Source organism: Methanoregula sp. (genome assembly GCF_049510175.1).
Taxonomy (GTDB): Archaea; Halobacteriota; Methanomicrobia; order Methanomicrobiales; family Methanospirillaceae; genus Methanoregula.
The window spans coordinates 35,629-60,489 of record NZ_JBEKZF010000006.1; the positions used below are offsets into that span (position 1 = coordinate 35,629).

At 56.4% G+C, this 24,861-nt stretch carries 27 protein-coding genes, 1 tRNA gene and 2 pseudogenes; 13 read left to right on the plus strand and 17 right to left on the minus strand.

The window, feature by feature from the left end; translation table 11 throughout:
- Nucleotides 1–62: 62 nt before the first annotated feature.
- Nucleotides 63–1,121 (minus strand): zinc-ribbon domain-containing protein, encoded by a 1,059-nt coding sequence (locus tag ABSG49_RS09015; protein ID WP_424025797.1) that lies wholly within the window; start codon nt 1,119–1,121, stop codon nt 63–65.
- 333 nt (nt 1,122–1,454) lie between these two features.
- On the opposite strand from ABSG49_RS09015, the gene ABSG49_RS09020 reads away from it, so the two are divergent.
- Nucleotides 1,455–1,634, plus strand: coding sequence for a hypothetical protein (locus ABSG49_RS09020; protein WP_424025798.1), 180 nt, complete (start codon nt 1,455–1,457; stop codon nt 1,632–1,634).
- A 139-nt stretch (nt 1,635–1,773) separates the two neighbouring features.
- Here ABSG49_RS09020 and ABSG49_RS09025 read toward each other — a convergent pair whose 3' ends face one another.
- The gene (locus tag ABSG49_RS09025) at nt 1,774–2,136 is read right to left on the minus strand and encodes a hypothetical protein (protein ID WP_424025799.1); all 363 of its coding nucleotides are present in this window, start codon (nt 2,134–2,136) and stop codon (nt 1,774–1,776) included.
- A 751-nt stretch (nt 2,137–2,887) separates the two neighbouring features.
- Between ABSG49_RS09025 and ABSG49_RS09030 the strand changes: the two genes are divergently transcribed.
- Nucleotides 2,888–3,346, plus strand: a complete 459-nt coding sequence (locus tag ABSG49_RS09030) for a hypothetical protein (RefSeq protein WP_424025800.1) — start codon at nt 2,888–2,890, stop codon at nt 3,344–3,346.
- Between the two features lie 67 nt (nt 3,347–3,413).
- Here ABSG49_RS09030 and ABSG49_RS09035 read toward each other — a convergent pair.
- Nucleotides 3,414–3,911 (minus strand): annotated as a pseudogene (locus ABSG49_RS09035) (multiprotein bridging factor aMBF1); the annotation flags it as partial.
- On the opposite strand from ABSG49_RS09035, the pseudogene ABSG49_RS12275 reads away from it, so the two are divergent.
- The 3 genes and pseudogenes from ABSG49_RS12275 to ABSG49_RS09045 all read left to right on the plus strand — a co-directional run.
- Nucleotides 3,859–3,969: pseudogene (locus ABSG49_RS12275) on the plus strand (hypothetical protein); the annotation flags it as partial. The pseudogenes ABSG49_RS09035 and ABSG49_RS12275 overlap by 53 nt on opposite strands.
- Nucleotides 3,970–4,185: 216 nt before the next feature.
- Nucleotides 4,186–5,361 carry a proteasome-activating nucleotidase gene (locus tag ABSG49_RS09040; RefSeq protein WP_424025909.1) on the plus strand — a complete coding sequence of 392 codons (1,176 nt, stop codon included), beginning with the start codon at nt 4,186–4,188 and terminating at the stop codon, nt 5,359–5,361.
- A gap of 166 nt (nt 5,362–5,527) precedes the next feature.
- Nucleotides 5,528–5,701: a hypothetical protein gene (locus ABSG49_RS09045; protein ID WP_424025802.1), complete on the plus strand. Its 174-nt coding sequence runs from the start codon at nt 5,528–5,530 to the stop codon at nt 5,699–5,701.
- Between the two features lie 321 nt (nt 5,702–6,022).
- Here the strand turns inward: ABSG49_RS09045 and ABSG49_RS09050 are convergent, their stop codons facing one another.
- From ABSG49_RS09050 to hemB, 6 genes are read right to left on the minus strand one after another with little or no spacing between them, the layout of a single operon-like run.
- Nucleotides 6,023–6,247: a hypothetical protein gene (locus ABSG49_RS09050; protein ID WP_424025803.1), complete on the minus strand. Its 225-nt coding sequence runs from the start codon at nt 6,245–6,247 to the stop codon at nt 6,023–6,025.
- Complete coding sequence (locus tag ABSG49_RS09055; RefSeq protein ID WP_424025804.1) at nt 6,244–6,696, minus strand: phosphate-starvation-inducible PsiE family protein; 453 nt, start codon at nt 6,694–6,696, stop codon at nt 6,244–6,246. The genes ABSG49_RS09050 and ABSG49_RS09055 overlap by 4 nt, the downstream gene beginning before the upstream one ends.
- A 2-nt stretch (nt 6,697–6,698) precedes the next feature.
- On the minus strand, nt 6,699–7,457 hold the full coding sequence (gene cobA / locus ABSG49_RS09060) for a uroporphyrinogen-III C-methyltransferase (protein ID WP_424025805.1): 759 nt from the start codon (nt 7,455–7,457) through the stop codon (nt 6,699–6,701).
- Nucleotides 7,447–8,340: a hydroxymethylbilane synthase gene (gene hemC, locus ABSG49_RS09065; RefSeq protein ID WP_424025806.1), complete on the minus strand. Its 894-nt coding sequence runs from the start codon at nt 8,338–8,340 to the stop codon at nt 7,447–7,449. Before hemC ends, cobA begins: the two co-directional genes overlap by 11 nt.
- Nucleotides 8,331–9,581, minus strand: a complete 1,251-nt coding sequence (gene hemL / locus ABSG49_RS09070; protein ID WP_424025807.1) for a glutamate-1-semialdehyde 2,1-aminomutase — start codon at nt 9,579–9,581, stop codon at nt 8,331–8,333. Before hemL ends, hemC begins: the two co-directional genes overlap by 10 nt.
- Nucleotides 9,571–10,533 carry a porphobilinogen synthase gene (hemB, locus tag ABSG49_RS09075; RefSeq protein ID WP_424025808.1) on the minus strand — a complete coding sequence of 321 codons (963 nt, stop codon included), beginning with the start codon at nt 10,531–10,533 and terminating at the stop codon, nt 9,571–9,573. Before hemB ends, hemL begins: the two co-directional genes overlap by 11 nt.
- A gap of 16 nt (nt 10,534–10,549) precedes the next feature.
- Here hemB and ABSG49_RS09080 point away from each other — a divergent pair, with 16 nt between their 5' ends.
- The gene (locus ABSG49_RS09080) at nt 10,550–10,678 is read left to right on the plus strand and encodes a hypothetical protein (RefSeq protein WP_424025809.1); all 129 of its coding nucleotides are present in this window, start codon (nt 10,550–10,552) and stop codon (nt 10,676–10,678) included.
- Nucleotides 10,679–10,690: 12 nt separating this feature from the next.
- On the opposite strand, the gene ABSG49_RS09085 is transcribed toward ABSG49_RS09080, so the two are convergent.
- Nucleotides 10,691–11,422, minus strand: a complete 732-nt coding sequence (locus tag ABSG49_RS09085) for a flavodoxin family protein (protein WP_424025810.1) — start codon at nt 11,420–11,422, stop codon at nt 10,691–10,693.
- A gap of 83 nt (nt 11,423–11,505) precedes the next feature.
- On the opposite strand from ABSG49_RS09085, the gene ABSG49_RS09090 reads away from it, so the two are divergent.
- Together ABSG49_RS09090 and ABSG49_RS09095 are read left to right on the plus strand one after the other, a co-directional pair.
- Nucleotides 11,506–11,748 carry a DUF2769 domain-containing protein gene (locus tag ABSG49_RS09090; protein WP_424025811.1) on the plus strand — a complete coding sequence of 81 codons (243 nt, stop codon included), beginning with the start codon at nt 11,506–11,508 and terminating at the stop codon, nt 11,746–11,748.
- 99 nt (nt 11,749–11,847) lie between these two features.
- A complete protein-coding gene (locus tag ABSG49_RS09095) occupies nt 11,848–12,447 on the plus strand; it encodes a nitroreductase family protein (RefSeq protein WP_424025812.1) in 600 nt (199 codons plus the stop codon).
- 296 nt (nt 12,448–12,743) lie between these two features.
- Here the strand turns inward: ABSG49_RS09095 and hemA are convergent, their stop codons facing one another.
- Nucleotides 12,744–14,018 carry a glutamyl-tRNA reductase gene (hemA, locus tag ABSG49_RS09100; RefSeq protein WP_424025813.1) on the minus strand — a complete coding sequence of 425 codons (1,275 nt, stop codon included), beginning with the start codon at nt 14,016–14,018 and terminating at the stop codon, nt 12,744–12,746.
- Complete coding sequence (locus tag ABSG49_RS09105) at nt 14,011–14,637, minus strand: precorrin-2 dehydrogenase/sirohydrochlorin ferrochelatase family protein (RefSeq protein WP_424025814.1); 627 nt, start codon at nt 14,635–14,637, stop codon at nt 14,011–14,013. The genes hemA and ABSG49_RS09105 overlap by 8 nt, the downstream gene beginning before the upstream one ends.
- Nucleotides 14,638–14,787: 150 nt before the next feature.
- Between ABSG49_RS09105 and ABSG49_RS09110 the strand changes: the two genes are divergently transcribed.
- Together ABSG49_RS09110 and ABSG49_RS09115 are read left to right on the plus strand one after the other, a co-directional pair.
- Nucleotides 14,788–15,159: a VOC family protein gene (locus ABSG49_RS09110; RefSeq protein WP_424025815.1), complete on the plus strand. Its 372-nt coding sequence runs from the start codon at nt 14,788–14,790 to the stop codon at nt 15,157–15,159.
- Between the two features lie 101 nt (nt 15,160–15,260).
- Nucleotides 15,261–15,332: transfer RNA gene (locus ABSG49_RS09115), tRNA-Gly, on the plus strand.
- A 370-nt stretch (nt 15,333–15,702) separates the two neighbouring features.
- On the opposite strand, the gene ABSG49_RS09120 is transcribed toward ABSG49_RS09115, so the two are convergent.
- From ABSG49_RS09120 to ABSG49_RS09130, 3 genes are all read right to left on the minus strand, one after another.
- Nucleotides 15,703–16,005 carry a hypothetical protein gene (locus ABSG49_RS09120; RefSeq protein WP_424025816.1) on the minus strand — a complete coding sequence of 101 codons (303 nt, stop codon included), beginning with the start codon at nt 16,003–16,005 and terminating at the stop codon, nt 15,703–15,705.
- Nucleotides 16,006–17,420: 1,415 nt separating this feature from the next.
- Complete coding sequence (locus ABSG49_RS09125; RefSeq protein WP_424025817.1) at nt 17,421–17,789, minus strand: monovalent cation/H(+) antiporter subunit G; 369 nt, start codon at nt 17,787–17,789, stop codon at nt 17,421–17,423.
- Nucleotides 17,786–18,046 (minus strand): MrpF/PhaF family protein, encoded by a 261-nt coding sequence (locus ABSG49_RS09130; RefSeq protein ID WP_424025818.1) that lies wholly within the window; start codon nt 18,044–18,046, stop codon nt 17,786–17,788. Before ABSG49_RS09130 ends, ABSG49_RS09125 begins: the two co-directional genes overlap by 4 nt.
- Nucleotides 18,047–18,193: 147 nt before the next feature.
- On the opposite strand from ABSG49_RS09130, the gene ABSG49_RS09135 reads away from it, so the two are divergent.
- The 3 genes from ABSG49_RS09135 (at nt 18,194) to ABSG49_RS09145 (ending at nt 21,115) form a co-directional block, all read left to right on the plus strand.
- Complete coding sequence (locus ABSG49_RS09135; protein ID WP_424025819.1) at nt 18,194–19,606, plus strand: phosphoadenosine phosphosulfate reductase domain-containing protein; 1,413 nt, start codon at nt 18,194–18,196, stop codon at nt 19,604–19,606.
- A complete protein-coding gene (hisH, locus tag ABSG49_RS09140) occupies nt 19,584–20,189 on the plus strand; it encodes an imidazole glycerol phosphate synthase subunit HisH (protein WP_424025820.1) in 606 nt (201 codons plus the stop codon). Before ABSG49_RS09135 ends, hisH begins: the two co-directional genes overlap by 23 nt.
- Nucleotides 20,190–20,284: 95 nt before the next feature.
- Nucleotides 20,285–21,115: a hypothetical protein gene (locus ABSG49_RS09145; protein ID WP_424025821.1), complete on the plus strand. Its 831-nt coding sequence runs from the start codon at nt 20,285–20,287 to the stop codon at nt 21,113–21,115.
- 402 nt (nt 21,116–21,517) lie between these two features.
- Here ABSG49_RS09145 and ABSG49_RS09150 read toward each other — a convergent pair whose 3' ends face one another.
- Together ABSG49_RS09150 and alaS are read right to left on the minus strand one after the other, a co-directional pair.
- Nucleotides 21,518–22,126, minus strand: coding sequence for an ArsR/SmtB family transcription factor (locus ABSG49_RS09150; protein ID WP_424025822.1), 609 nt, complete (start codon nt 22,124–22,126; stop codon nt 21,518–21,520).
- Nucleotides 22,119–24,860: an alanine--tRNA ligase gene (alaS, locus tag ABSG49_RS09155; protein ID WP_424025823.1), complete on the minus strand. Its 2,742-nt coding sequence runs from the start codon at nt 24,858–24,860 to the stop codon at nt 22,119–22,121. Before alaS ends, ABSG49_RS09150 begins: the two co-directional genes overlap by 8 nt.
- Nucleotide 24,861: the final 1 nt, after the last annotated feature.

A 24,861-nucleotide genomic window follows, 5' to 3' on the forward strand; every position in this document is an offset into this window, starting at 1 on the left:
TTCCCTGCAAATACCACCATGCACTCCCAAATCCGCCAAAGGACGCCGAAACGATCAGGTCCTTATCGGACGCCTCTTGGGGGAACCTGGTAAATGATGTACCCGTCCCAGGCATTTGATTTACCAAACCGGAGATATGAATTATAGCTGCATCCATTTCCACTCGTCGGATGTGCTATACTCTCAACCCTGGTATATCCATAATCCGAGATACTTATATCCCCGTTTTGTGTCCATGTATTTTCCATTTCCTTGATCGGTTCGCACTTTACATGCTTTGAGTATTCTGAAATCAGGGATCCGTTATATTGTATGGCAAACAATGATGAACTGAAACCCCACATCCTCGGATCATTCGTCTCATCCGTCCCGGGCATCTCCATCCTTACAAATACAAACAGGAATTTCTCGCCCGGGTCCGGGACACGGGGAATATAAACAGTCGTGCCCGATGCAGCATCCCCGCTTTCGTTAAAGCCATCAAAAAACCGGTACCGGTAAACAGACACGTTGACCTTCAGGTCCTTATACCCGCTCACATTCTGTCTGTTGATGATGAACCCCTGGCCAAGATACATACCGCCCGTGCGATGCATATATTCTTCCTTCGTTTCCGGCGTGGTCGGGATTACTGTTGGGGTTACGGGAGGCTGGGTGACGTTCACGATCACCGACGGTATTGGTGTAACTGCTGTCTCACAGCTTGCACTGACCATCTGCTGCGCTGAAACACCGGTTTGTGCAGGATTCAAATTAAATATTGATTGGATATTTGACGGGATTCCATGGGAAGACGTATAGAATACAGCTCCGATGGCTAATAGCAGGATAAGAATTACAATAATCCCCGCTCCGTAAAGAGCTACCCGGGACGGACGATGTTTTCTCTCAATCGTCTTATCTTCAATGTTAATGTCGTTTTTATTGGCATCTGCCGTTGAGTTCTCATATAAGGTTGAATTCTCATCTACCGCTGGTTTCTCATCTGCAATTGATTTCTCATCTACGGTTGATTTCTCGTTCTTATCTACAGAAAACAACTTAATTTCCGCTCCACATTCCGGACAAAATTTTACCTTATCCGAAATTCTCTCTCCACAATTCGGACAAAATTTTGGCATTAAATTTCAATTATTCTTTTTGAGGATATTATTTTCCATTTGATCTCATCATTTCATAGATCTGGAGAAATCATTGTTTTTTGTCGTAGAAGATCGTTGGACTGGCGTGATGGGTATGATGGTGGATACTGAAGGCAACCCGATCGGGTTGTACCGGGAGGGGGGCAATCTTACCTGTGGCGTGAAGTGACCGGGTACCTATCTGGATGAAAATTACGGATGATAAATCGCGGGGCTTATTTTATGAATTGAGAATTTCATATCTGGTGAACGAATTTGTATAAGACACCAGTTTCTCCTTTACCATCTGGCTGATGAAGCGGAGGATTCGGTATGAATTCAAAACAAAAAAAAGATCTGACAATAAAAACGGCCCTGGCGATAATCGTGATAATAGCGGTTGCTGGATTGAAGATTGCAGGAGCGGAAATACTGGCAGCAGTTATTGCGGGTACCGGAGCGGCAGCACTCATAGGCATATTCATGTACCAAAAATTGAGATGTAACAAATAGGAAAAATCGCAGCTAAAACAGACACGATATAAATTTACGCCCCAATATGGGGGAGAGAGAACCCCCTCCGGAAAAACCAAAGCAATGGGGGTTTGGCGGGATACCCTCCCTTCGCACACCGGGTTCCGCCCGGCGATCTTCACCCGAACCAGCCAAAGAGCCCGCGGTCCTGTTTTGCCTGTGTGGAGAGCTGCTGATCAAATGCCACATTCTGCTGCAGTAACTGTAGTTCCTCGTCCATCATGGAGCGGGTATCTGCATCGAGTGCCGTGGTATTCATGAGGTTCTCGATCTCGCTGATGCGGGCTTGGTTCAGGGCGGTCAGGTTTGCAAGTTCGGTTGCAGCCTGCCGGTCACTGCCAAAGAAGAACCGGCTGAACGCATCCCGGTTGTTGATCCGGTTCTCGTACTGCTGGCTTGCATTCGCGGAGTTATTGAACTCCCGGGCAATTGCCGAGACCTGGGGGCCGATGCCTCCCGTGCGGTTTTCCATGGCGAGCAATGTATGGACTGCATCCCGGACCTCGTTCGGGTTCTTTACCCAACCCGGCGGGACCGTGCTCGCATTCCGCAGAGAGGCTCCGTGATCCCCGCCGCTCTGGTTCTTCAGCCCGGGGATTTGTGAGATGTTGCGTGGTGTCTCTGCCGGGTTATTCCTGTTCCTGTCCTGTGCTCCCTGTTGATCTCCCCGGGAGACTTCAAGGGCTGGCGTGGCGGATAGGTTATTGTCTCCAGCCCCGCTTACACCACTCTTGTCACCATGAGACGGGCCGTTATTCTCTGCGGCCCCGACCGTGATACCGGCATGAATCCCCTGCCCTTCCTTCGCTGCGATTACAGGCAGTACGAGGAACGAAAGACACAGTGCGATGATTAATATCGTGTTTATTTTTTTCGTGATCTCCGCCTCTTTTTTACTAACGACAATGCATGGATGGCCGATATAATTTTCTCATCGCTCAAGGGAAAACCCGGTCAGTGAGCACTATGAAATTTTTACATAAGGGAATGGGAGACTTGCTCTCCCGGAACCAAATGGCAAAGGGTGTGCCCTCTCAATTTGCATCGCGGGGTTCCTCCCATCGCTCTCACGCCACCCCATCAGCCATCTCAACTATCCGGCCCGTCACCGGGGGTCTACTCCTCACTTTAATATGTCAGCGATCATCAGTAGTGTTATATATGCGCAGTCGGATGCACAGATTAATTTTTTCGGGTACGAACCCGATCAGCAGGAGAAACTGATTACGATTATGAAAATTTTAGAAACCGGTGTACCGGAAGCCCGGATCGCAGCACTTGAGAAAGAGGTACGGGATATGGAAGCGATGGTCAATGGACTGATCGGGGAACTGCTCGACTTCAAGGCGATCGCCATGACGATGTCCCGGCAGGACGGGGAACGCAGCCGTCAGGAACTTACGCAGGGTTCGTCCGCATCCCCGTCCGGTGCAACCCCCTCAAAGAGCAGCACCCTGATCCGGCCCAGGGGCGCACTCCAGCCGGATGTCCCGGCAGAGCCCGCAATGGCCCGGATCATGCAGGACGATGGTACGATGAAAATGGAGCCACGGTACGGGGACAAGAACCCGATTGACTCATCCGCGGGATATGGGCGCAGCAGGGATAAGGGCACATCTGTCAAGAGCCAACAGAGCCCTCTGATCTACGCTGCCGATGAAGACACGTCAGGCACTGCAAAGAAAAGTTAAAAAATATTCAGTATCATGGAATTTTTCCTCCCCGGGAATTTTTTCCAGCAGGGATTTTCCCGGGTTCTTATTTCTTCGCTTTCCGGATGACCGTCAGGTCGCCAAGGGTGGGGGCAAGGGTGCCGTGCACTTTCTTGTCCGCCTCTGTCTCCGGCGCATCGATCAGCCGGATGCCGAGGACCTTCTCCAGTTTCTTCCGGACGTTCTCCTCGGGGATCAGGTCATGGTTCTCGATCTTCTGGATGAGGTGCTCCTTCTCCTTCATCTGCATGGCGAGCTCCTTCTGGGAAAGCCCCTTCTCGATCCGGGCACGACGGATCCGCTCGTTATAATCGTCGACAATATCGCCTTCGATAAAGTCAAACAGGTCCCGTTTCCGGTATTGGGACCGGGCGGCAACCGGGGCCTTTGCACTGCCCTGCCGGGCAGCGGGGGCCATGCGCACAATATCCGTGCGCCGGACCTGCTGGACCTCGGTGCCGAACTTCTCGCACTTGGCGCAGACCTGCAGCTCGGCCCCCTCGACCCGCACGAGCTTGGGTGCACCGCGAATGGTTTCTCCGCACATTTCACACTGCATAATCTCACAAGAAGGTCGCCTTCAGACTATAAATGCCCACTGAATGCAATGAAACACGAATGACGATTGCCTCCTCACAAACACTTTATATGCAGTTTCCCTATATAGCTAATTGAGGCACGAGATGGCCGACACCCTCCATCAGACCACGGAACCTCAGACGCCCGAAGAGGAGTACCGGTTATACCGTACACTGTCGGAACAGCTCCGCGAGCAGCTCGCTCAGATCGAGAGTGACAAGCACGATCTCGAAGTCCAGATGATGGAGCGTGTCGGCAACCTTGAATCCCGCAACCTCGAGCTCCGGGAACAGCTCCGGCAGGTCGAGGCGGACAAGCGGTATATCGAGACCCAGAAGATCCGGTACGAGCGGGAAGTGCGGAAACTCAAGAGCGAGAGCGAGCAGCTGCGGAGCCCTCCGCTTATCATCGGCACGGTCACGGATGTGGTCGATGCGTCCCGCGTAATCGTCCGGAGCAGCGCGGGCCCCCGGTTCCTGGTCAGGAGTTCGCCCTCCATCAATGCAGAGGAATTAAAACCCGGTGCCCGGTGCACCCTGAACCAGCAGTCGCTTGCCATTGTCGAGCTCCTCCCGAGTTCGTTCGATGCACAGGTCTACGGCATGGAACTGGTGGACTCCCCGCAGGAGAACTATGCGGATATCGGCGGGCTGGAGAAGCAGATCAACGAGATCAAGGAAGCAGTCGAGCTGCCGCTGAAACGCCCCGACCTCTTCCTGAAGATCGGGATCGACCCGCCCAAGGGCGTGCTGCTCCACGGGCCGCCGGGCACGGGAAAGACCCTGCTCGCAAAAGCGGTGGCCCACGAGACCAACGCCCACTTCATGCGGGTCGTGGGCTCGGAACTGGTCCAGAAATACATCGGCGAAGGGGCACGGCTCGTCCGCGAGCTCTTCGACTTAGCAAAGAAGAAGGCCCCGACCATCATCTTCATCGACGAGATCGATGCAGTCGGCGCAAGCCGGACCGAGGCGAATACCTCCGGCGACCGCGAAGTCCAGCGCACGCTCATGCAGCTGCTGGCGGGCATGGACGGTTTCGAGAACCGGGGCGACGTGAAGATCATCGGTGCCACCAACCGGATCGATATCCTCGACAAGGCGCTCCTGCGGCCCGGCCGGTTCGACCGGATCATCGAGATCCCGCTCCCGGACGAGAACGGCCGGCTCTCCATCCTCAAGGTGCACTGCCGGGCGCTCACGGTTGACGAAGATGTCAACCTCGCGGAAGTGGCAAAGCTTACCGACGGGAAGAACGGCGCGGACCTGCGGGCGATCTGCATGGAAGCCGGCATGTTTGCGATCCGTAAGGAACGGCCGGCCATCACACAGGAAGACTTCGTTGCGGCAATAACCAAGGTCAGCCTCGACTTCAACCGTAGCCCGGTCGATGTCGAAGGTGCAATGTTCGCATAAATTTGAGTCCCCCCCCTTTTTTTGACCTCCATACATCTTTTCGGATCCTGTAACCTGCGGGTTGAACATATCCATGGGGAAGTGCTGGGAATCACCTCTGCCTATTTTACGAATATATAAGCCGGCCCCCGCGATGTTGTAGTACGACAGTACGGAGACACCTCCCATGACCAATGTCGGTGACGTGATGCGGCAGATCGAAACAATGCTCGGTGACCCGCTCTTTCCCCCGACTCCGGATCAGAAGGAAGCGCTCGACAGGATCCTGTATGCGGTGTATTCCGGTACTGTGGAATTCAAAGGGAGGAAGTACTATGAATGGAACAAAAAATGTCAATGATTACCGGGTATTCCTGCGGGCTCTCGAGGGGCTTCCGCTCCTTGTTTTTGCCGTAGCATGCCTGGTGTTCAGCTTATACGTACGAAAAGACCCGCTGTTCTGACCGGACGGATAAAATCCCCTTTTTTTAGTTGAAGGTTTTCCTGTCATTGCTACCAGGAGTAGGTATCCGGATAATTTTTTCGATTGGGTAATACGTTCATATCTTATTATGAATCGTTAGAGAATCGATATCAGCGAGTCTCCCCCGCATCAGGGCCTCTCGGGGGATTGAGTGGTTCATCAGAACCACGAAATCGAGAAGGTCGTGAGAACTTCGAGTCACGGCGGGGCAGTCGGTGATCCTTCAAATAATTTGTTAGTTCCTGAACCGCCGCGGAGACAGCCATAGGCTGTGGAGAAGATATCAATCTTCGATTGCTTCCCGCCGGGGGTGGCGGCGGCATCAATCATATCAGAGATAAGGTAAAAAAAATTTCGGGAAATTGTTTTAACAGGAAAAACGATGAATGGTGGTACCGGATCTATGGGAGGCTTATTCTTCACTCCTTCTTCTCCGCCAGGCCCGGCCCAATCGTAATACCCGCCTTCTTGATCAGGAAATACCCCGCCGACAGCCCGACCACGATAACACCGATGCTCATCAGCTCGAACCCGTACTCGAAGGCGCTCACGGTCGTGGGATCGATCAGGATCACCTTCCGTGCCACGGCAATGATTGCAAGGAGGACCACGATCTCCACGTGGATCGCGTTCTCGTGGAAGTAGACCTTGATCGTATCGAGCAGCTCGACACCGATCAGCACGAGTAAAAACCCACCGAGCAGCACAATCATTTCGTGGGTATCCACGACAGCAGGACTGACTGTCACGAGCGCCTGGAAAACAAGCGTGATGAGATCGAGGATTGCCGCGAGAAGGACCACGATGAGCATAATCATCAGTGCCGCATAGATCCTTTTCTCGATCTTTTCAATAGTGCCTACGAATTCCATACCTATCCCTCGAAGGGTATCAGGTCCGGCAGTGCGGGGTCATACATGTTCACCACATCGCCGATCACGATCACGGCCGGGGGTTTCACACCGGCCGTCTTCGCCACAGCGGCAATCGTCGCAAGGGTGCCCGCCGTAACCCGGCGGTCTTTCCTCAGGCCCCGCTCGATGATGGCGACCGGGGTTTTGTCGGGTTTTCCGTTCTTCACCAGCACTGCTGCAATCTTTGCAAGGTTCGCTACTCCCATAAGGATAACGATTGTCCCGTGGCTTTTTGCCAGCAGTTCCCAGTGGAGCGCAGGCTCCGGTTTCGTCGGGTCCTCGTTGCCGGTCAGGATCGTGACCTGCGAAGCGTATTTCCTGTGGGTGAGCGGGATGCCGACCGACGCGGGGACGGCGAGGGCGCTCGAGATCCCGGGCACCATCTCGACAGGTATGCCCGCTTTCCTCACGGTCTCAAGTTCTTCCCCGCCACGGCCGAAGAGGAAGGGATCGCCGCCCTTGAGCCGGACCACCATCTTCCCTTTCTGTGCCCGGTCGACCATCAGTGCCTCGATCTCGTCCTGCTCGAGAGTATGCTTCCCGCCGTACTTGCCGCAGTCGATCTTCTCGGCCCGGGCCGGGAGTGTTGAGAGGATATCCTCGCCGGGAAGCTGGTCGAACAGCACCACGTCCGCCGCATCGATCACATCCCGTCCCCGCTGCGTCAGGAGGCCAACGCTTCCGGGTCCCGAACCCACCAGATACACTTTACCGTTCATGTACGAAAATCCCCAGTTTTTTGTATGCTTCGTCGATGAGGTCCTGTGCTTTCGACCGCAGCTGCCGGCCCTGTTCCCGTGCCTGCTCAACAGTCTCAATGACGGTATCGATCCGTTCCGTCCGTTTCCCGTCGAGCGAGAGGACCTCGGCGATGAGGTGGCCGTCACGGCAGTAGATGCCTAAGGGAGTGAAACAGCCGCCGCCCAGCTGCTCCATCACCGCCCGTTCGATGATCACATCGGTGCGGGTCTGCGGGTGGTCGAGAGCTGAGAGTATTTCCATCAGCGACGGGTCGGCCCGGCTGACCACGGCAATCGTGCCCTGGTTAGGCGACGGGACGAACTTCTCCGGGGGGAGCCGTTCACCCTGGATCCGGATCCCAAGCCGGGTGAGCCCCGCCTCGGCGAGGATGATCGCATCGTATTCGCCGGCGCTCATCTTCCGGATACGGGTGTCCACGTTCCCGCGGAGGTCCCTGATCGTGATGTCAGGGTCGTGCCGGAGGAGCTGGGCGCGCCGGCGGGTGCTCGATGTCCCGATGACCCGCACGTTACCCAGTGACACCCTGTGGGCGATGTAGTCCGCAGGAGAATCACGCTTGAGCACGGCGGCGGTGAAAAGGCCGCTCGGCCGGTACGCGGGAATATCCTTCATGCTGTGCACGGCACAGTCAATGGTCCCGGCAAGGATCGCATCGTCCAGCGCCCGGACAAAAACGCCCTGTCCCCCGATCTGGTGGAGGGGCACCTGCGTGGTAGTATCGCCCTGCGTACTGATGATCACTTTCTCGGTCTCAATGCCGAGCGTGCCCAGTTTTTTTATGACCGTCTCGGTCTGTGCAAGGGCCAGCTTGCTGCCCCGGGTCCCGATTTTTATCGACATTTTGTGTACGCCTGTGCCAGTGCGGAGAGATCGCGGTCGGAGTGCGCTGCGGAGAGGAAGTTGGTCTCGAACTGCGAGGGCGGGAGGAAGATGCCCGCATCCAGCATCCGTTTCCAGAACGCGCCGAAGGCAGCGGTATCGCATTCCTTCACCTCGCGGTAGTTCTGCGGGGGGACGCTGCGGAAGAAGTACTTGAACATCGAGCCGAGCCGGACAAACGAGCCGCCCGTCATCCCGCCCATGGATTCCTCAAGGCCCCGCGTCTTCTGTTCGAGATCCTGATAAAAGGACGCATGGTCGTGCAGGTACCGCAGGGTCGCGATCCCGGCCGTAAGCGAGAGCGGGTTGCCCGAGAAGGTCCCGGCCTGGTACACCGGGCCCTGCGGTGCGATCTGCTCCATGATCTCCCGCCGCCCGCCAAAGGCGCCGATGGGCAGGCCGCCGCCAATGATCTTCCCGAGCGTGGTCAGATCCGGCCGCACGCCATACTTCACCTGGGCCCCGCCAATGCCGATGCGGTAGCCGGTGATCACCTCGTCGAAGATCAGGAGCACGTCATGGGCCTTCGTGATCTCCCGGATCTCCCGGAGATAGTTGTCCTGCGGCAGGATGGGCCCGATATTGCCCAGTACCGGTTCGATAATGAGCGCGGCGACGTCATCGTGGGCTGATAGGACGGATTCCAGCGCTTCGGGATCATTGTAGGTGACCTGCCGCGTATGGGCCACGAGATCGGCAAGGACACCCGCCGAGTCCGGGACACCCAGCGTGGTCGCACCGGACCCTGCCCTGACCAGCACCGCATCGTGCGCCCCGTGGAACCCGCCCTCGACCTTCACGATATCCTTCTTCCCGGTGAACCCCCGGGCGAGCCGGATCGCGGCCATCGTCGCCTCCGAACCGCTCGAGACGAACCGCACCATGTCCATGCCCGGGTGATCATCCGTGAGCAGTTTCGCGAACTCCGGTTCAAGGGGAGATGGTGTGCCGTAGAGCCAGCCCTTCTCCAGCTGGCCCTCGATTGCCTTCCGGATCAGCGGGTTCGCGTGTCCGAGGATCAGCGGTCCGTAGGCCATGCAGCAGTCGATGAGCGTTGTCCCGTCCGCGGTCTCCAGGTGCGCACCGTGTGCACGGGTCGTATAGAACGGGTAGGGCCTGATTGCACGCACCGGGCTGCTGACACCGCCGGGCATCAGGGTTTTTGCCAGCGCGAAAAGATCGCTGCTCGACTTATTCTTCATCCAGCCACCCGGCAACCTCGCCTGCAAAATAGGTGATGATCAGGTCGGCGCCCGCCCGCTTGATACAGGTGAGGCTCTCGAGTACGGTCTCCCGCTCGTTCAGCCAGCCGTTCTTCGCGGCACACTTTATCATCGAGTATTCCCCGCTCACCTGGTACGCGGCGACCGGCAGGCCAATCGTCGCTACTTCCGAGAGTACATCGAGGTAGAACCCCGCCGGCTTCACCATCAGGATGTCGGCCCCCTCGTCCGCGTCCATCTGCGATTCGAGGAATGCCTCGCGGCTGTTGCCGGGACTGAGCTGGTAGGTCGAGCGGTCGCCAAACGTAAAACCGGAATCGGCCGCCTCCCGGAACGGGCCGTACAGTGCCGAGGCAAACTTGGTGGAATAGGACATGATCAGGACTTCCTCGAACCCTGCATCGTCGAGCGCCGTCCGGATGGACCCCACCATCCCGTCCAGCATGCAGGACGGGGCAACGATGTCCGCACCGCTCTCGGCATAGCTGAGAGCAATCTTATTCATCAGGATGAGGGACTGGTCGTTGAGCAGGTCAGGGCCGCACCGGGTCTCGCCCACGATCCCGCAGTGGCCGTGGTCCGTGTACTCGCAGGCACATACGTCCGTTATGACAACCATCGACGGCACTTCCGCCTTGACCCTGCGGACCGCCTGCTGCACGACACCTTCCGGGAGATACGCGGACGTCCCCCCGGAGTCTTTCTCCTTCGGGACCCCAAAGAGCAGGATGGCACGGATACCTTTTTTCCAGAGGGCTGATGCCACGCCGGCAATGCCGCTGACGGGGTACCGGAACTGGCCGGGCATCGCCTCGATCGGCCGGGGGGCTGTGATCAGTTCGTCGACAAAAAGGGGAGCGATCAGATCAGTTTTCGAGAGGCTGATCTCGCGCAGGAGCGGCTGGATATTCCGGGACCGTGATCTCCTCATCCGGCGTTTTGGAAAAATGCTCGTTGTGCCACCACCTGTTGGTTCTGATGATTACATTTTGAAAATCCATGGTATTTATGGTATAGTATCCATGAGCAGCCACAAGAGGGCCCCTGGAACAGGTCCGATAAAACAGGAGAGGTGATGGGGGTTTCGCTTACGTGCCTGCACGCTCTTCCGCGCCGTGCCGCTTCAGGGCGCACGCCAGCCTGAGCGCGCTTGCAACGAGGTTACTGAGGTCCTCCCGGGTATACTTGTTCTTCTCGATCAGGTCCCAGTCTTTTGTGGTGTCCTCGTCATTTTCCCCCACCCAGGATGCAATTGCCACCTCGGGAATATGAAACCCGAGCCAGGAGAGAAAATTCATGAGGTTGCCGGCTACGTGCTGGATGCCGTCGACATGGCCGATGATGATCAGGCCTGCGACCTTGTTCTGTATCATCCGGTTCCCGAACCACGAGTACTGGTTCTCGATCGTGTTCATGCGCTCGACAAATTTCTGGATGAGCGCCGAATGGTTGTTCCAGCGGATAGGGGTTGCGAGGATCAGGATATCGCAGGCAAGGACCGCGTCATAGACCCGCTGCATCTGGTCGTCCTCGTACTTGAGCGTGCTCTGGCAGGGATAGGTGCAGTACGCCGGGTTCTCGGAGTAATTTCCCTCGCAATCATAAATTTTCAGGTCCTTGAGCCGGATAAATTCTGTCTGGCACCCGTACTCCCGGTACTGCCCGAGAGCACGGTCAAGGAGACGCTCGGATTTGCTCATCTCCGGCTGCTGGCGGCTCGATCCCGAGATACCAAGCACGTGGATCTGCCGGCAGGTGTCCTTGTCCGGGACCGGGACGATATTGACGCCAAACTTTCTTCCTACAAGCGGGGCAGGCATGATTTAATTATCATGAAGATGGGGATAATCTAGTTATTGATCCGGATGATGATATCCCGGACCAGGATGGAGGGGAGACAGCAATGAGCGATAACCGGCAGAAGATCATCGATGAGAACAAAAGGAAATGCATCTGCGAGCCCTGCCCGAGCTATACTGAATGCATGCGGGCAGGCAGCGAGCTGTTGTTCTGTGTGACCGGAAAGAGCCCGGACTGCATCTTTGAGAAGAGAGGGTGCATCTGTCCTACCTGTCCGGTCCGGGCGATTCTCGGCCTGAAAAAAGCCTATTATTGCATCAAAGGTGCAGAACAGGAACAGCAGTGACCCGGGCGCCATCGCCCATTATCCCATGACAGGGCTCACCCTTTTTTATCCGGAAATCCAACAGGAACTACAGTGACAGCGAACCTGACTGGAGAGAACATGGAATTTAAGGATATTGTCATGCAACGGTATGCAACCAAGCAGTTTGACGGCCGTATGATCGACGAGCAGAAACTGTTTGCGCTTCTCGACATCATCCGCTATTCACCCTCCGCATTCAACCTGCAGCCGTGGAAGATCAAGGTGGTGACGGCAAGCAAGATCAAGTCAAACCTCCGCCCGCATGCCAATGACCAGCCGCAGATCACCACCTGCTCGCATCTCCTCGTCTTCTGTGCCAATACGGAACTGGAACACCTGGTGGAAAAGGTGGTCGCAGGGATGGAGGCGACCGGTATTCCCAACGGGATGGTCCAGCAGTATGCCGCCATGATGAAAGGCTATATCGGCTCGATGAGCCCGGAGCAGCGCATGACGTTTGCCCGGGAGCAGATCCATATCGCGCTCGGGAACGCAGTGAACGGGGCAAAATCCCTCGGCATCGATTCGTGCCCTATGGGAGGGTTCGACCCGGTCGCATTTGCCGAAGTCCTCTTCCTGCCGGATGAATACGTCCCGGTTGTCCTCTGTGCCGTCGGGTATGCGGTCGATAAGCCGCACCCGAAATGGCGGCTTCCCCGGGAAGAAGTGTTCTTTTGATATGAATTTTTTTGGTGAATAACCAGCGTGACCCGTAATAGTACTTACGATGTCTCCCCTCCCTGCTTCGCAGGGAGTCGCTCGGCCGCCTCGTCGGGGCCTCGCTGGGCAAGGAGGTTTTCAATAAATTTGCAGGTAATTTTCGCACTTTTTTTAACCGTCGTTGAACTGCCGCGGGGGCGCCCCGTCGGAGGCGGCGGCGTTCATCCTTATTGTTGGATGTAAGCCTCAATCCCGTGTCAGAAGAGAGGACCGATGATATATACAGAATCTGGAGACTGGGGTTGATCCGTCGCTCATTCCTTTGGCGGATCCTGTTCGATGCGATCGCCGCGGGTGATCGCCCGGACCAGCGCTTCGGCTGCCACAAGATCGCCCTCTTCGGCGCTCGTGCGGATGGAGAAGGTCGCGTCCGTGAGGAGTTTTTTGGTGAGGACGCGGGTCAGGTCATCAACGATCCCGGTTGTTTTCTCATCCGGTGACCCCATCCGGGAGATGGCACGTTCCCGCTCCCGGACCCGCACGGTCTCGGCCCAGGTATAGAGCGAGGCGAGGTACTCATCGGCAGATTTCCGGTTGAGGTGCCGGAGGAAGAGGGCGAGTTCGGCCTCGACAAAACCGTGTGCCCGGTCCGCCTCGGCCTTCCGGGTGGTCATGGTCTGCTCGTTGACTGTCCGGAGATCATCGATCGTGTAGAGCCGGACGCCATCAATGGTCCCGGCCCCGTCTTCCACGTCACGGGGCTGGGCGATGTCGACGAGGATGAGCGGGCGGGGGTGCCCCTCCACCGGCCAGCAGCGCTCCCTCATAGCATGGGAGAGTTCCGTTTTGTGGATGACAGGGTGCGGGGCGGAGGTGCAGGAGATCACAACATCGGAGAGCGTGATGTAGTGGTAGAGCTCGTTGAACTTCACGGCCTTGCCGCCAATTTTGCCGGCAAGGATCTCGGCCCGCTTGTAGGTCCGGTTCGCGACATACATCGCTGTCAGGTGTTTTGCTGCGAGGGCCTGTGCAACGAGAAGCCCCATCTCGCCGCTGCCTACCACGAGGATATGTTTCCCGGCAAGGGTGCCGATCTCCGCCTCGGCCAGCTGGACGGCAGCGGAGCCGATGGAGACGGAACCCCGGTTGATAAGCGTGCGCCTCCGGACCTCGATCCCGACATGGATCGCCTTGTTGATGCAGGTCTCGAGGAACGGGCTTGCGGTCCCGGCTTCCTGTGCATCCGAGAGCGCCTTTTTGAGCTGGCCGATGATCTGGTCCTCGCCCACGATCATCGAGTCGATGCCGGAGGCGAGGGCAAAGAGGTGTCGCAGTGCACCCGGCCCGTCATGGACGAAGAACTCCTTCCTGCCATGCCCGGTAAGGAATGCCCGGAGTGCTGCCGCATCGCCCTCAACGATCACTTCCACACGGTTGCAGGTCTGCAGCAGCAGTACCCCGCCGAAACGGTCGCGTGCCGCGGCGAGGAACTCCTCTTCATTGGCAAACCGGAACGCCTCGATGGTGGTCACCCGGGCCGTGTGGTGGCTCACGCCGGCAATGGCGAGCGGGACGACCGGGTCAGCCATGGAGGTACCTCGTACGGATATCTTCCCATACATCGGACCGGCCGGATGCAAGAGCGGCCCATACTGCCGGGTCGTGCAGGACTTTTGCGAGGATCGCAGAGCGTTTTTTCTGGTCGGGCACCTGGACTTTCAGCACTTCCCGCAACCGATCCTGGAGCGCGATCATCGCATCCAGCGCCGGGAAGGTATCCTCGATCTGCTCGCGGATGTACCGGGAGACGGCCGGGCTGTTCCCGCCGGTGCTTATTGCAAGCGTGTAATTCTCGCCATGGGAAACAGCCGGGAGGATCACATCGCCGGTCTCACCATTGGCATTGTTGAAGAGGATTCCCGTTGCCTTGCAGAGCCTGCCGATCCGGTTGTTGACCTCAGGGTCGGAGACTGCGGCGATGACAAGGAACGCTCCCGTGAGGATATGCGCGAGTTTCGTGCCGGTGGCCTTGGCGAGATCGAGTTCCTGCCGGGTAATTTTCAGTTCGTCGAATGCCGGAACAAACGACCGGCTGACGACAGTAATATCGGCATTCCCGGAAAAATAGGCTGCCTTCCGTGCGGCCACAGCCCCCCCTCCGAAGATCACAATGCGCCTGCCGGAACAGTCCACAAAGAGAGGGATCATCTGCTCTAAGATAGGGCGATTATACTCAAAAACCCTACTTTTTCATCACGGGTTTTTCCCGGCAGCCGGTATCTCAGGCACAGGACATTGCGGTTTTCTTGGGTGAAGGAAAAGAAAATTACATATTGCCCGGAGGTACCATACCGGACCATGGCAAACATCGGGTTCTTCGATATCCCGGCCGATGATGTAGACCGGGCAAAGAAATTCTACTCGTCGCTGCTTGGCTGGAAGATCGAACCGGCCGCGGACTTCCCGTACCCGGAAATGCAGCGGCAGACCATCCAGACCGGTGATCCGGAGGAAGGAACCATGCACGCTGGCGGTCTCTACAAGCGTCACGTGCCCGGCCCGATCATGAACTTCGTGCTGGTAAAGGATCTCGAAACTATCCTTGCAAACATAGAGAGGCTCGGCGGCACCATCGTGATGCCAAGGACCGGGATAGAAACGGTCGGCTTCTTTGCGGTCATGAAGGACACCGAAGGCAACATCCTCGGCCTGTTGCAGCGGCCTGCATAACCGTCGTTCCGCGAAATCCCGCACCCTGCCCGGGGTTCATCCGGCCGTCCTTTTCTTCGATATACTTAAATCATTTGAATTCCCACATTGTAGAGCACACTGCGCCGATAGTGTAGTGGTTATCACTAGGCGTTGCCAACGCCTAAACCCGGGTTCGAGTCCCGGTCGGCGCACTTTTTCTGCACCAGTTTTTCCGGTACTTGAACGTATTATCCGGAGTCTATTTTGGGAATTTTACATCTCTGAAAGGTATTCCTGTTGCGATTCTTCCCCCTCCCTGCTCCGCAGAATCGACCGTCGCATCAGCGAGGGGCGATTGGAGAAGCCATCAGGCTTCGACTTGGAGTCGCTCAGCCACATCATAGGGGCCACTGCGGGCAAGATCCTGTTTTGAGCACGAAAGCAGGTAAGTGTGTAGCGTAAAATGTCGAGTCTCTTCAGAGATGAGACAAGAGAAGAACGCATCAGCGTTCTTCGAGTCCCGACGAGGCGTTTTACGCGTCAGGCATCGCTACTAAATGAGGATTAAAAAGTGAATTAGATCTATCCCTTCACTTCCAGATCCATCTCCACGCCACCACTCGCACCGAGCACGATGTTGTAGACAACGGAAACAATGACCCCGCCGATGAACCCGAAGACTCCGCCGATTATGATCATGAAAACCAGAGCGACAAGGCCCCCGACAATCCCGAGTGCTTGGGTCCCCATCAGGTATCCCATGCTGCCGACCCCTGCAGCGACAAAGATTCCCATAATAAATCCCCAGATGATACCAAGGATCGCAAAGAACTTCCCGACACTGACGATGCCGAACTGTTTGATCACGTAAGTTGCAGCTGCCATAGGGGATCATACCAGCGCAGGAGCGAAAAAGGTAGCGTTTTTAATATGGGCCGATGTGGGTCGCAGGTAAACCGGTGCGTGCATAAGGCATCGCTCTGTGTTGGATAGGTACATCTGTTTAACTTTTTTCAATCAAAGTCCGATCAAAATTTTTTAAGCAGGGTCTGGTTAATCAGCTCGCAGATTTCAAGCAGGGGTGGAGAGGGCGTGGTTAAAATTTTTCAAGCAAGGTCCGGTTAAAAATGCTGGACACTGCGAAGCAATTCCAGCAAGTGGGTATCAAAATCGATTCGACTTTGTACCCACTTTTTTCAAGCAGAGTCTGCTGGAAAAAATTTACGTAAGGTCTGCCGGAAAAATTTTGAGCAGGGTCTGATCGCTGGGTCTGTTTTTCTCACGACGGATGTAATTTTTCTGATTCCATATTCATACAGATCTGTTTAACTTTTTGCAATCAAGGTCTGCTCAAAAATTTTCAATCAAAGTCTGATAAAAAAAATTTGCGAGGTCCGGTTGATCCGGATCAGGTTTTCAAATGCGATCAGGGTTGCGATCAAAAATTTTCAACAAGAGTCTGTTTGAAAAAACCGCTCCCAAGCGGCTGCTGAAACTGCATTGCAGTTTCAGACATTTTCAAGCAGGGTCCGTTGAAATCCTGTTCCGGGATCATGGGACCACGGCCCGGTCACGTAACCAATGAAATGATCTTTACCAGTATGGAACAGATCAGGAAATAATTGTGTTAGTGCGCCGGATTGATGAAATAACAATGAATCTTCCAGGAAACTATTCCAACAAATTTCATCAAAAAAAGTGTTCGTGTTGTATGCAAAGATTATTTCTTCTTTGCTGCCGCCTTCTTTGCGGGCTTCTTTGCTTCCGGCTTCTTAGCCGCCTTCTTTGCTGCTGCCATGTTGGTATCCACCTCCTACCGGAAAGGGTTATATTTTCTCTTAATTTATCCATTAATAAATATTTTGGTCGCATTGGCATTTTTGAGCATAGAATCACTATAAACCATCACTTTGTTCAATGGAAACTGACACCTTTTTCATAAAAACTGATTATCAAAGCGATACATCACGAAATGCGCAATCCTTCAGATTTTGCCCGGTTTCCAAATTCACGTGATAATCACAGGATTTAGTGCGCGGATCGGCACTTTTCTTCCGGGGAGAACCGCGCATTATGCCGGGGTGCCGGAACCATTTTTTGGGGCAAGGACCGCGACCGCCCGCACATTTTTGGATCAACAACCTATTTCCTCATACGTACCCACCGCAAAACTATGAAAAAACAGTTCATTCTGAAACTCGTCGGGGTTTTCCGGGAATCCGGACGGCAATCTGCGTGATCCTGTCCGCCCTGCAAAAGGAACATCCCAAAAAAACACGGGATTTCAAAAAAAAAACTGATTATTCTTTATTCCTGCCGGCGGGCTTATTCTCACCGGATTCATCACGACAGAAATTTGGGAGCGGGATTTGTTCGAGGATGATCCGGTAAATGAATACATTTGCAATTGCCAGCACACCGAACAGGAAGAGGGTGTGGATAACCAGTGCAGTATACAGGTCACCGCCACTGCCAAGAAACCCGTTGATACCAAATATGATGACTGCAAGGGTAACCAGGCTGACACTGATCAGCGTGGCACGCGATGCTGTAAACATCCGGCTTTTCACATCCGGGAAGATCAACAGGCCGACATACCCCAGCACCCCAAACCCGACACCTCCCGCAAGAAGTATCCAGATAAGGATGTCGGCAGCAAGTGTACTCATGCACCGGCACCCCCGGAGAACTTTGCCCCTGCAATAATACCGGCGAAACAGAGGAGGGCAAGGACGATCGTTACATCAAGGACAAGGAGCGTCCCCTTCCCGATACTCAGGGTAAGTCCCGCCGCAGAACCGACCATGACTGCAACCATTGCCGCAATGTACCGGTCGTGCCGGGTCTTTGTGCGGAGCATGCGAAAGAGTACCCCCACCATAAGGAGCACCAGGCAGAATGCGGCAAACAGCCAGGTATCAATCATGTCTACCATAACTGTGGGAAAGAGGGGTATTTATCAATACTCCCGCATGTACCCTCACCTGAACCGAAAATAGTGCGTGCGCGCAGGTATGTTGCCCTGCTGCACGGAACGCTGGTTTTTATTTTCACAAAGCGTATGAGTGGAGAGATGCGCCCCTCTTATCTTGGCAGAATCCTGCTCCGCTGGTGCGACGCCTGTCACGCACCGGTCCTGTCAAAGCACTGCGCCTGCGGTGCCGAGACCCGCGAGGTTCCGGTCACCCCTCCGGGCGATGCACGCCCTGCATTCCCCGACGATATCGCGCTCATCAACCGGATTTACAACGATCATTTCGGTGCGCCGCTTATACCGGAGGGCCATATCGCGCTCCTGAACAAAGTGCCCGACAAGGACCGGATGGAGGAGGTGATCGTGGGCGGCGGCATTGCCGGCATTATCCGGTATTTCCCGGACGAACGCCGGTGGGAACCGGTCCCCCGGCCCGAGGCCTGCCGGCTCTTCACCCCTGCGAAGCGTTTCATGGTCGTGAGCGATGACGCAGTCCCGTTCATCCGCGACCAGGGGATGAGCGTCCTCGCCCCCGGGCTGGTATCCATCGACGGTACTATCCGGGCCGGGGACGAGGTCTTCATCCTTGCCCGGGACGGGACCTGTATCGGTGTCGGCAGGGCAAAGGTGGATGCGGAAACGGCACGGGCGATGGGGAAAGGCTCCGTTGTCCGGACCCGGCGGAACATCGCATCGCAGCTCGTGCCCGGCCCTGCCACGTGGGATGACGTGGTCCGGGCGAACGCGAATGTCCTGGATGCAGCGGAATCGGAAGCCGTTGCATTTGTGAAATCGGTGTCCGGACGAAACCCTGATCGTGTGGCAAACGTCTCCTATTCCGGGGGAAAGGACAGTCTTGCAACCCTGCTCGTGGTCATGAAGGCGATCGGCAAGGTCCCGATGCTCTTCGCCGATACAGGTCTCGAGTTCCCGGAAACCTATACGAATGTCAGGGAGGTCGCTGAAAAGTTCGGCCTTGAGGTACTCCGTACCAACGGTATCAACACATTCTGGGAGACCTTCGCGACACAGGGGCCGCCCGCGGTCAATGCCCGCTGGTGCTGCAAGGTCTGCAAGCTGACACCGGTTGCCGATCTCATACGGGAGCGGTGGGGGGAATGCCTCTCCTTTATCGGCCAGCGGCGGTACGAGTCGGCCGCCCGGGCCCAGAGCGAACGCGTGTGGAGGAACAGGAACGTGCAGACCCAGCTCTCCGCAGCGCCGATCCACAACTGGACCGCCCTCCATGTCTGGCTGTACATCCTGCGGGAGCAGGCACCGTACAATGCCCTGTACCGGCACCGGCTCGACCGGATCGGTTGTTTCATGTGCCCGTCCAGCGATATGGCATTGATCCACATGATCGCGGAGGACTACCCGGCACTCTGGCAGGACTGGACCCGGCGGTTGTCGGAATGGCAGCAGTCACGGGGACTTCCCGTGGAATGGGTAACGGAAGGCAGGTGGAGGCTTAAGGAAGGGGGGAGCGATGACGCAGATAGCCATTATTGATTACGGCCTGGGAAACCTCCGGAGTGTCATACGGGGCCTGGAGAAAGCGGGGGCACATGCGATCATCACCTGCAGCGCAGAGGAAATTGCTGCTGCCGACGGGCTTGTCCTGCCGGGTGTCGGTGCGTTCCACGAGGGGATGGAGCAGCTCGGGCCCCTGCAGTCAACGGTCGTTGATGCAACGCGCTCTGTCCCGCTGCTGGGCATCTGCCTTGGCATGCAGATGCTCATGGAAACGAGCGAGGAGCACGGGAGCCACAAAGGCCTCGGCCTTATCCCGGGCAGCGTGAAGCGGTTCCCGAAGCGTGCCGGGTTCAAGGTCCCCCACATGGGCTGGAACTCGCTCCGGCTGGAAAAACCGGATAACCCGCTCCTTGCCGGTCTGGGGCCTGAGGAATACGTATACTTTGTCCATTCCTATTATGCCGACACTGCACCCGAATACACGCTCACAACGACGGATTATATCCGTCCCTTTGCTTCAGCGGTCTTTTATGGCAATACCTATGGCGTCCAGTTCCACCCGGAAAAAAGCGGCGCGACCGGCCTTCTGATGCTTAAAAATTTCATTGGTATGGTCTGATCCCGCACTATGCCGGGGACAGGTTTTTCCCCATTTTATCCTGAGAAATGGACAGATGGATAAGATTTTAATGCCGGACATATGACCCTGTAGATATGAAAAGGATCCTGCTCATCATACTGCTCCTGATAGGAACTGTGGGGACTGCCTCCGCATACAATATCTACCTGAAATGCCCTGACAGCGTGCAGGCCGGGGTACCGCTCAAATGCTCGCTTGACAGCAATTTCCCGGCGGGAACAACGTTCAATCTTGTCCTGTACCACACCCAATACACCGCCACCCAGATTAGAAACCAGCCTGTGACGATCCAGTCTGACCACAACACCCAGTATCTCGTGACCGATACCACGGGTTTACCGGGAGGGCAATACAAGCTTGAGGTGCAGTATACCAGCGCCGTTGAACCCAGCTCGGATTCAACCATACTCCAGCTGATCACGATCGTCGACCGGTCCACCGATATCGAGATCACGTCACCCGTATCCCAGGACCTCAAGGATGCGCTCCGGATCGAGGGGAACATCGCCAACGGGGGAAATGACGGCGTTGAGATTGAAGTCAGCGGCCCGGACGGACGGATCTTCGGGCCCCAGTGGATCCAGACAAAGGCTGATATCAAGAACAACGCCGGCGTCTTTACCCAGAAAGTGGATGTCAGCAGCAGCGGGGATTACCAGGTCGACTTCACGGATGCAAAAGGATTCATCGGAGAGAAGGCCTTCACGGTGGTTGCACCTACAGCGCAGCCGACAGCAGTTGCCACAACCACGGCAGCAGTAGTCAAAACGACCCGCACTATTACTACAACCGCCCCTACACCATGGCCGACCACAGCGAAATCTCCCCTTTCACCATTCGCGGTGATGTGCAGCCTCGCAGGTGCAGGAATGCTGATTGTGCTGATGAGAAGGCGCGCCCAATAAGAAAATTTTCTTTTTTGAAAAAATATAAAACACACGTTGACGGAGGGGACCGTGCCTCTTCGAAAATCTTCTGATGAAGATTTTCTCATGCTCCTTCGTCGCATCTCGAAGATTTCCGCCGGAAATCTTCTGCGCACCACACCAGCCCTTCGGGCTGGTATGCTGCCCCACTGCCCCTGCGCTATGCGAGGGTCCTATATTACCTGTTCGGGCACTATCGCAGTGTGCCCCGCCCCCCTTTGGGGAGACTCCAGTTCCCGAAGGGAAGCGGAGACGGGAGAAGAGCCTTCAGGCTCTTCGACTTTCCGGTGGCACACGGGGGGGGAAAATTTATTCACGTTACTATTCTTTCAAAAAAGTATCCGGCAATGTTCAGTGTTCGGGAAAAAGGCTGATTCGATTTTATCGCTTTTTCCAGAGCCAGGCTTCGTAACAAAGCAGGACAACGATCACGAGCAGCCCCCCGAAGAAGAAGGCAAGGGCAGGATCGAGAGCAGCCGGTGATGCGGCCCAGCCATCATAGCTCGCTTTTATGGCAAGAGCACCGGCTTCACGCCCGGCACCGGTCTCTCCCACGCTCGGGACCGGGGCCGCAACAGTCGCTGCATTCATGCCCCAGCTGGAAGCCAGTGGCAGGAGGGAAGATACTGCCAGCGATGCCACCGCAACGATCCCGAACAGGGACGCATATTTCAGCAGCAGGGAGCGGATATCCGAGCGGCGCGGGGCAACGATCAGAAGCTGGTTCGTGAGCGAATAGATCTTCACTTCACGTCCCTTGACACTGTATTTTGTATCTGCAACAGAGATGACGCCGGCCTCGAGGAGGTTGTCGATGTGGTACTTGGCAGTGTTCATGGGAAGTGCAAGCCGTTCCGTGATGTCGGTCAGGCTTCTGGGGTTTTCTGCCAGCAGCTGGAGGATATCGCCTGCGGTGGGGCTTGCCATCGCTTTTGCGATCTTCTGCGCCCGGACGTCCCCGGGTTCCAGCACAACAACATTCTCAGACATGGAGTGAGGCAATAATCCGTTCGCGCCCGACTTTCAGTGCAAGATCCAGCTGGTTGATCTCCGGTCCGCCACCCTGCGCCATGGCGGGTTTGCCCCCCCCTTTGCCGCCGAGGAGGCTGCAGACCTGCCCGATGATATCGCCGGCATTCACCCGGGAATCACCGGATGCAAGGACCACGCGGGCAGTTTCTCCCGCACCGGCGATGAGGGCAACCCCGCCTTTTTCTGCAACGGAACTCGCGAGGGCCGAGAGTTCCTTCTGCGGCAGGTCGATGCGCCGGACAACCACGTCAATACCGCCAATGGACTCCGCAACCAGCGAGCGTATCTCCAGCTCGACCAGTTTTGCGCTCATGCGCTCGACTTCCTTTTTCTGCTCTTTCCATTCAGTGAAGAACCGGGTTACGGTGGCCGGGAGGTTCTCGGGCTGGACCGACAGGACATCGGATGAGGCAGTGACAATCTGCTCAAGGTGCTGCATGTAATAGATCGCAGCAACACCGGCGGCGAACTCGATCCGTTCGATGCCGTCCTGGATGTGTTCGACCCGTATGATCTTGATCACGCCGACTTCCCCGGTATTCTGGCAGTGCGTACCTGCACAGGCTTCGATGTCGCCGGCCACTTTGACCACACGGATATCCCTGCCCGGGGGAACACCGCCCTGGTAGAGCGAGAATCCGTATTTCTGCTCGGCCTTTGTCCGGTCCTCGATGGAGATGTCAACCGGCTGGCTCGTCATGATCATCCGGTTTGCCGCGATCTCTATGCGGTGAAGCTCGTCCGGTGTTATATGCTTGAAGTGGCGGATATCGACCCGCGAGCTTTCGCTGCCTTTCTGTGCACCGGCCTGGTGGATGTGGGCCCCGAGCACTTCCTTAGCCGCGTGGAGAAGGACGTGGGTTGCCGTATGGTGGCGCATCAGCGACCAGCGCCGCTCCTCGTCAACCATCCCTTTCACCCGTTCACCGCGCCGGAGCACGCCGCCCGTAATGTGGTGGAGGATGACCTCCCCGACCTTGACCACGCTGTCGACCCGGACCATGCTCTCGGCGCTGACAAGCGTCCCGGTATCGGCAGGCTGGCCGCCTCCCTCCGGATAGAAGAGGGTCTGGTCAAGGACCGCATACTCATCGAAGAAGTCAAGCACGACCCCCTCGAACTCGATATCCGAGGGCTGCTCGTAATAGAGTTTTTTCGTGGGCGGCAGTGCCTGCGCCCGTTCCGCGTACTTTGCGGTCTTGTCCTCCTCGACCTCCTTCTTGGATTCGGAATGCATATCCGCGACCATGGAGTAGAAATTGTCCGGAAGATCGATAACTGCCCCTTCCTTTGTGGCAATATCCCTGACCATTTCAGGCTGGATGCCATGGGAGTCGTAGAGGGTCATGATCTCGGCAAGCGGGATCCGCTGGCTCTTTGCCTTGTACGTCTTTGCCACTTTCTGGACGATCCGCGTCCCGCGTTCGAGCGTGGAGGCATATTTTTCGGTCTCGCGGTCCACGATCTCGCGGACAACAGCGATATCCTGCTCGAACTTCCGGTCCCCGAGGATCCGCGTCTGCTGCTCGATCAGGTCGGCAAGCGGTTCTTCGATTTTGAGATCGTTCATCATGCGCAGGGTGCGCCGGATGACGAGGCGGGCGAGGTAGCCTTCGCGGACATTGGAGGGGACGATGCAGTCGCCGAGCATGAAGGCAAGGCAGCGGGTGTGGTCCACGATCGCGTACACCTTCTCGACAGGTGTGATCATCTTGTCCAGCTTCTCGGGCGAGACGTCGATTGCCGCCGCCACTTTCTTCCTGAGGTTGAAGAGGTTCGTGCCCGAGATGTCCATGAGACCGGCAAATTTCGCATTCAGGGCAAGGATCTTCGTATATTCCTTGTTGTCGAGCATGTGGCTGAGCCCCGCGGAATTCATGACGTGGCTGACCATCTCCGGGAAGACCGCATCATAGATCGTGGGGGAGCCTTTCGAAGCCCAGACCAGCCGTTCGAGACCGTACCCGGTATCCACGATACGGAGTTTCATCGGGTAATACATCTCACCGTTCAGATCGTAGCCCTTCCCGGCAGTTTTCTGCCGGCCGAGGCTCATGAAGACCAGCGTTGCGATCTCGAGACCCCCCATCAGCACTTCGACGCTCGGCCCGGCGTTGCCGCCGCCGATCCACGGGTGTTCCTTGTAAGTGACACGGTTGATATCACCGCCGATGGACGCGATGAACTGGTCGCAGAGTTCGACGGTCCGGTCCTTCCAGTAGATCTCTTCGGTGGGTGTGTTGAACGCGTGGTGCGCCATCATCTCGAAGGTGGTCAGGTGCCTGCCCGACCGTCCCACGGAGTCAAGATCATTTAAGCGGATGCACGGCTGGGAGATGGTGAGCGGGTTTGCGGGAGGCGGCACAATACCGCCGGTCACGAACGGCTGGAAGTCCGCGATGGACGCGATGGTCAGGTAGATATCATCGCGCCACCGGGCAACGACCGGGTACCGCTCGACACGGGTGTGCCCCTGCTTCTCAAAAAACGAGAGGAATGCCTCGCGCATCGTGTCGAGGTTGTGGGGCCGGAAGATCGGGTCGCCGATGAAATTATAGGGTTCGCAGGGCGCATCCCCGCAGATCTCCCGGGAGCTGTCGCGGGTCCAGAACGCAGAGCCGCAGGCCTTGCAGATCTTGCGGGTGAACCCCTGCGTCTTAAAATAATCAAGCTGGTATTCCTCTTCGAGCATA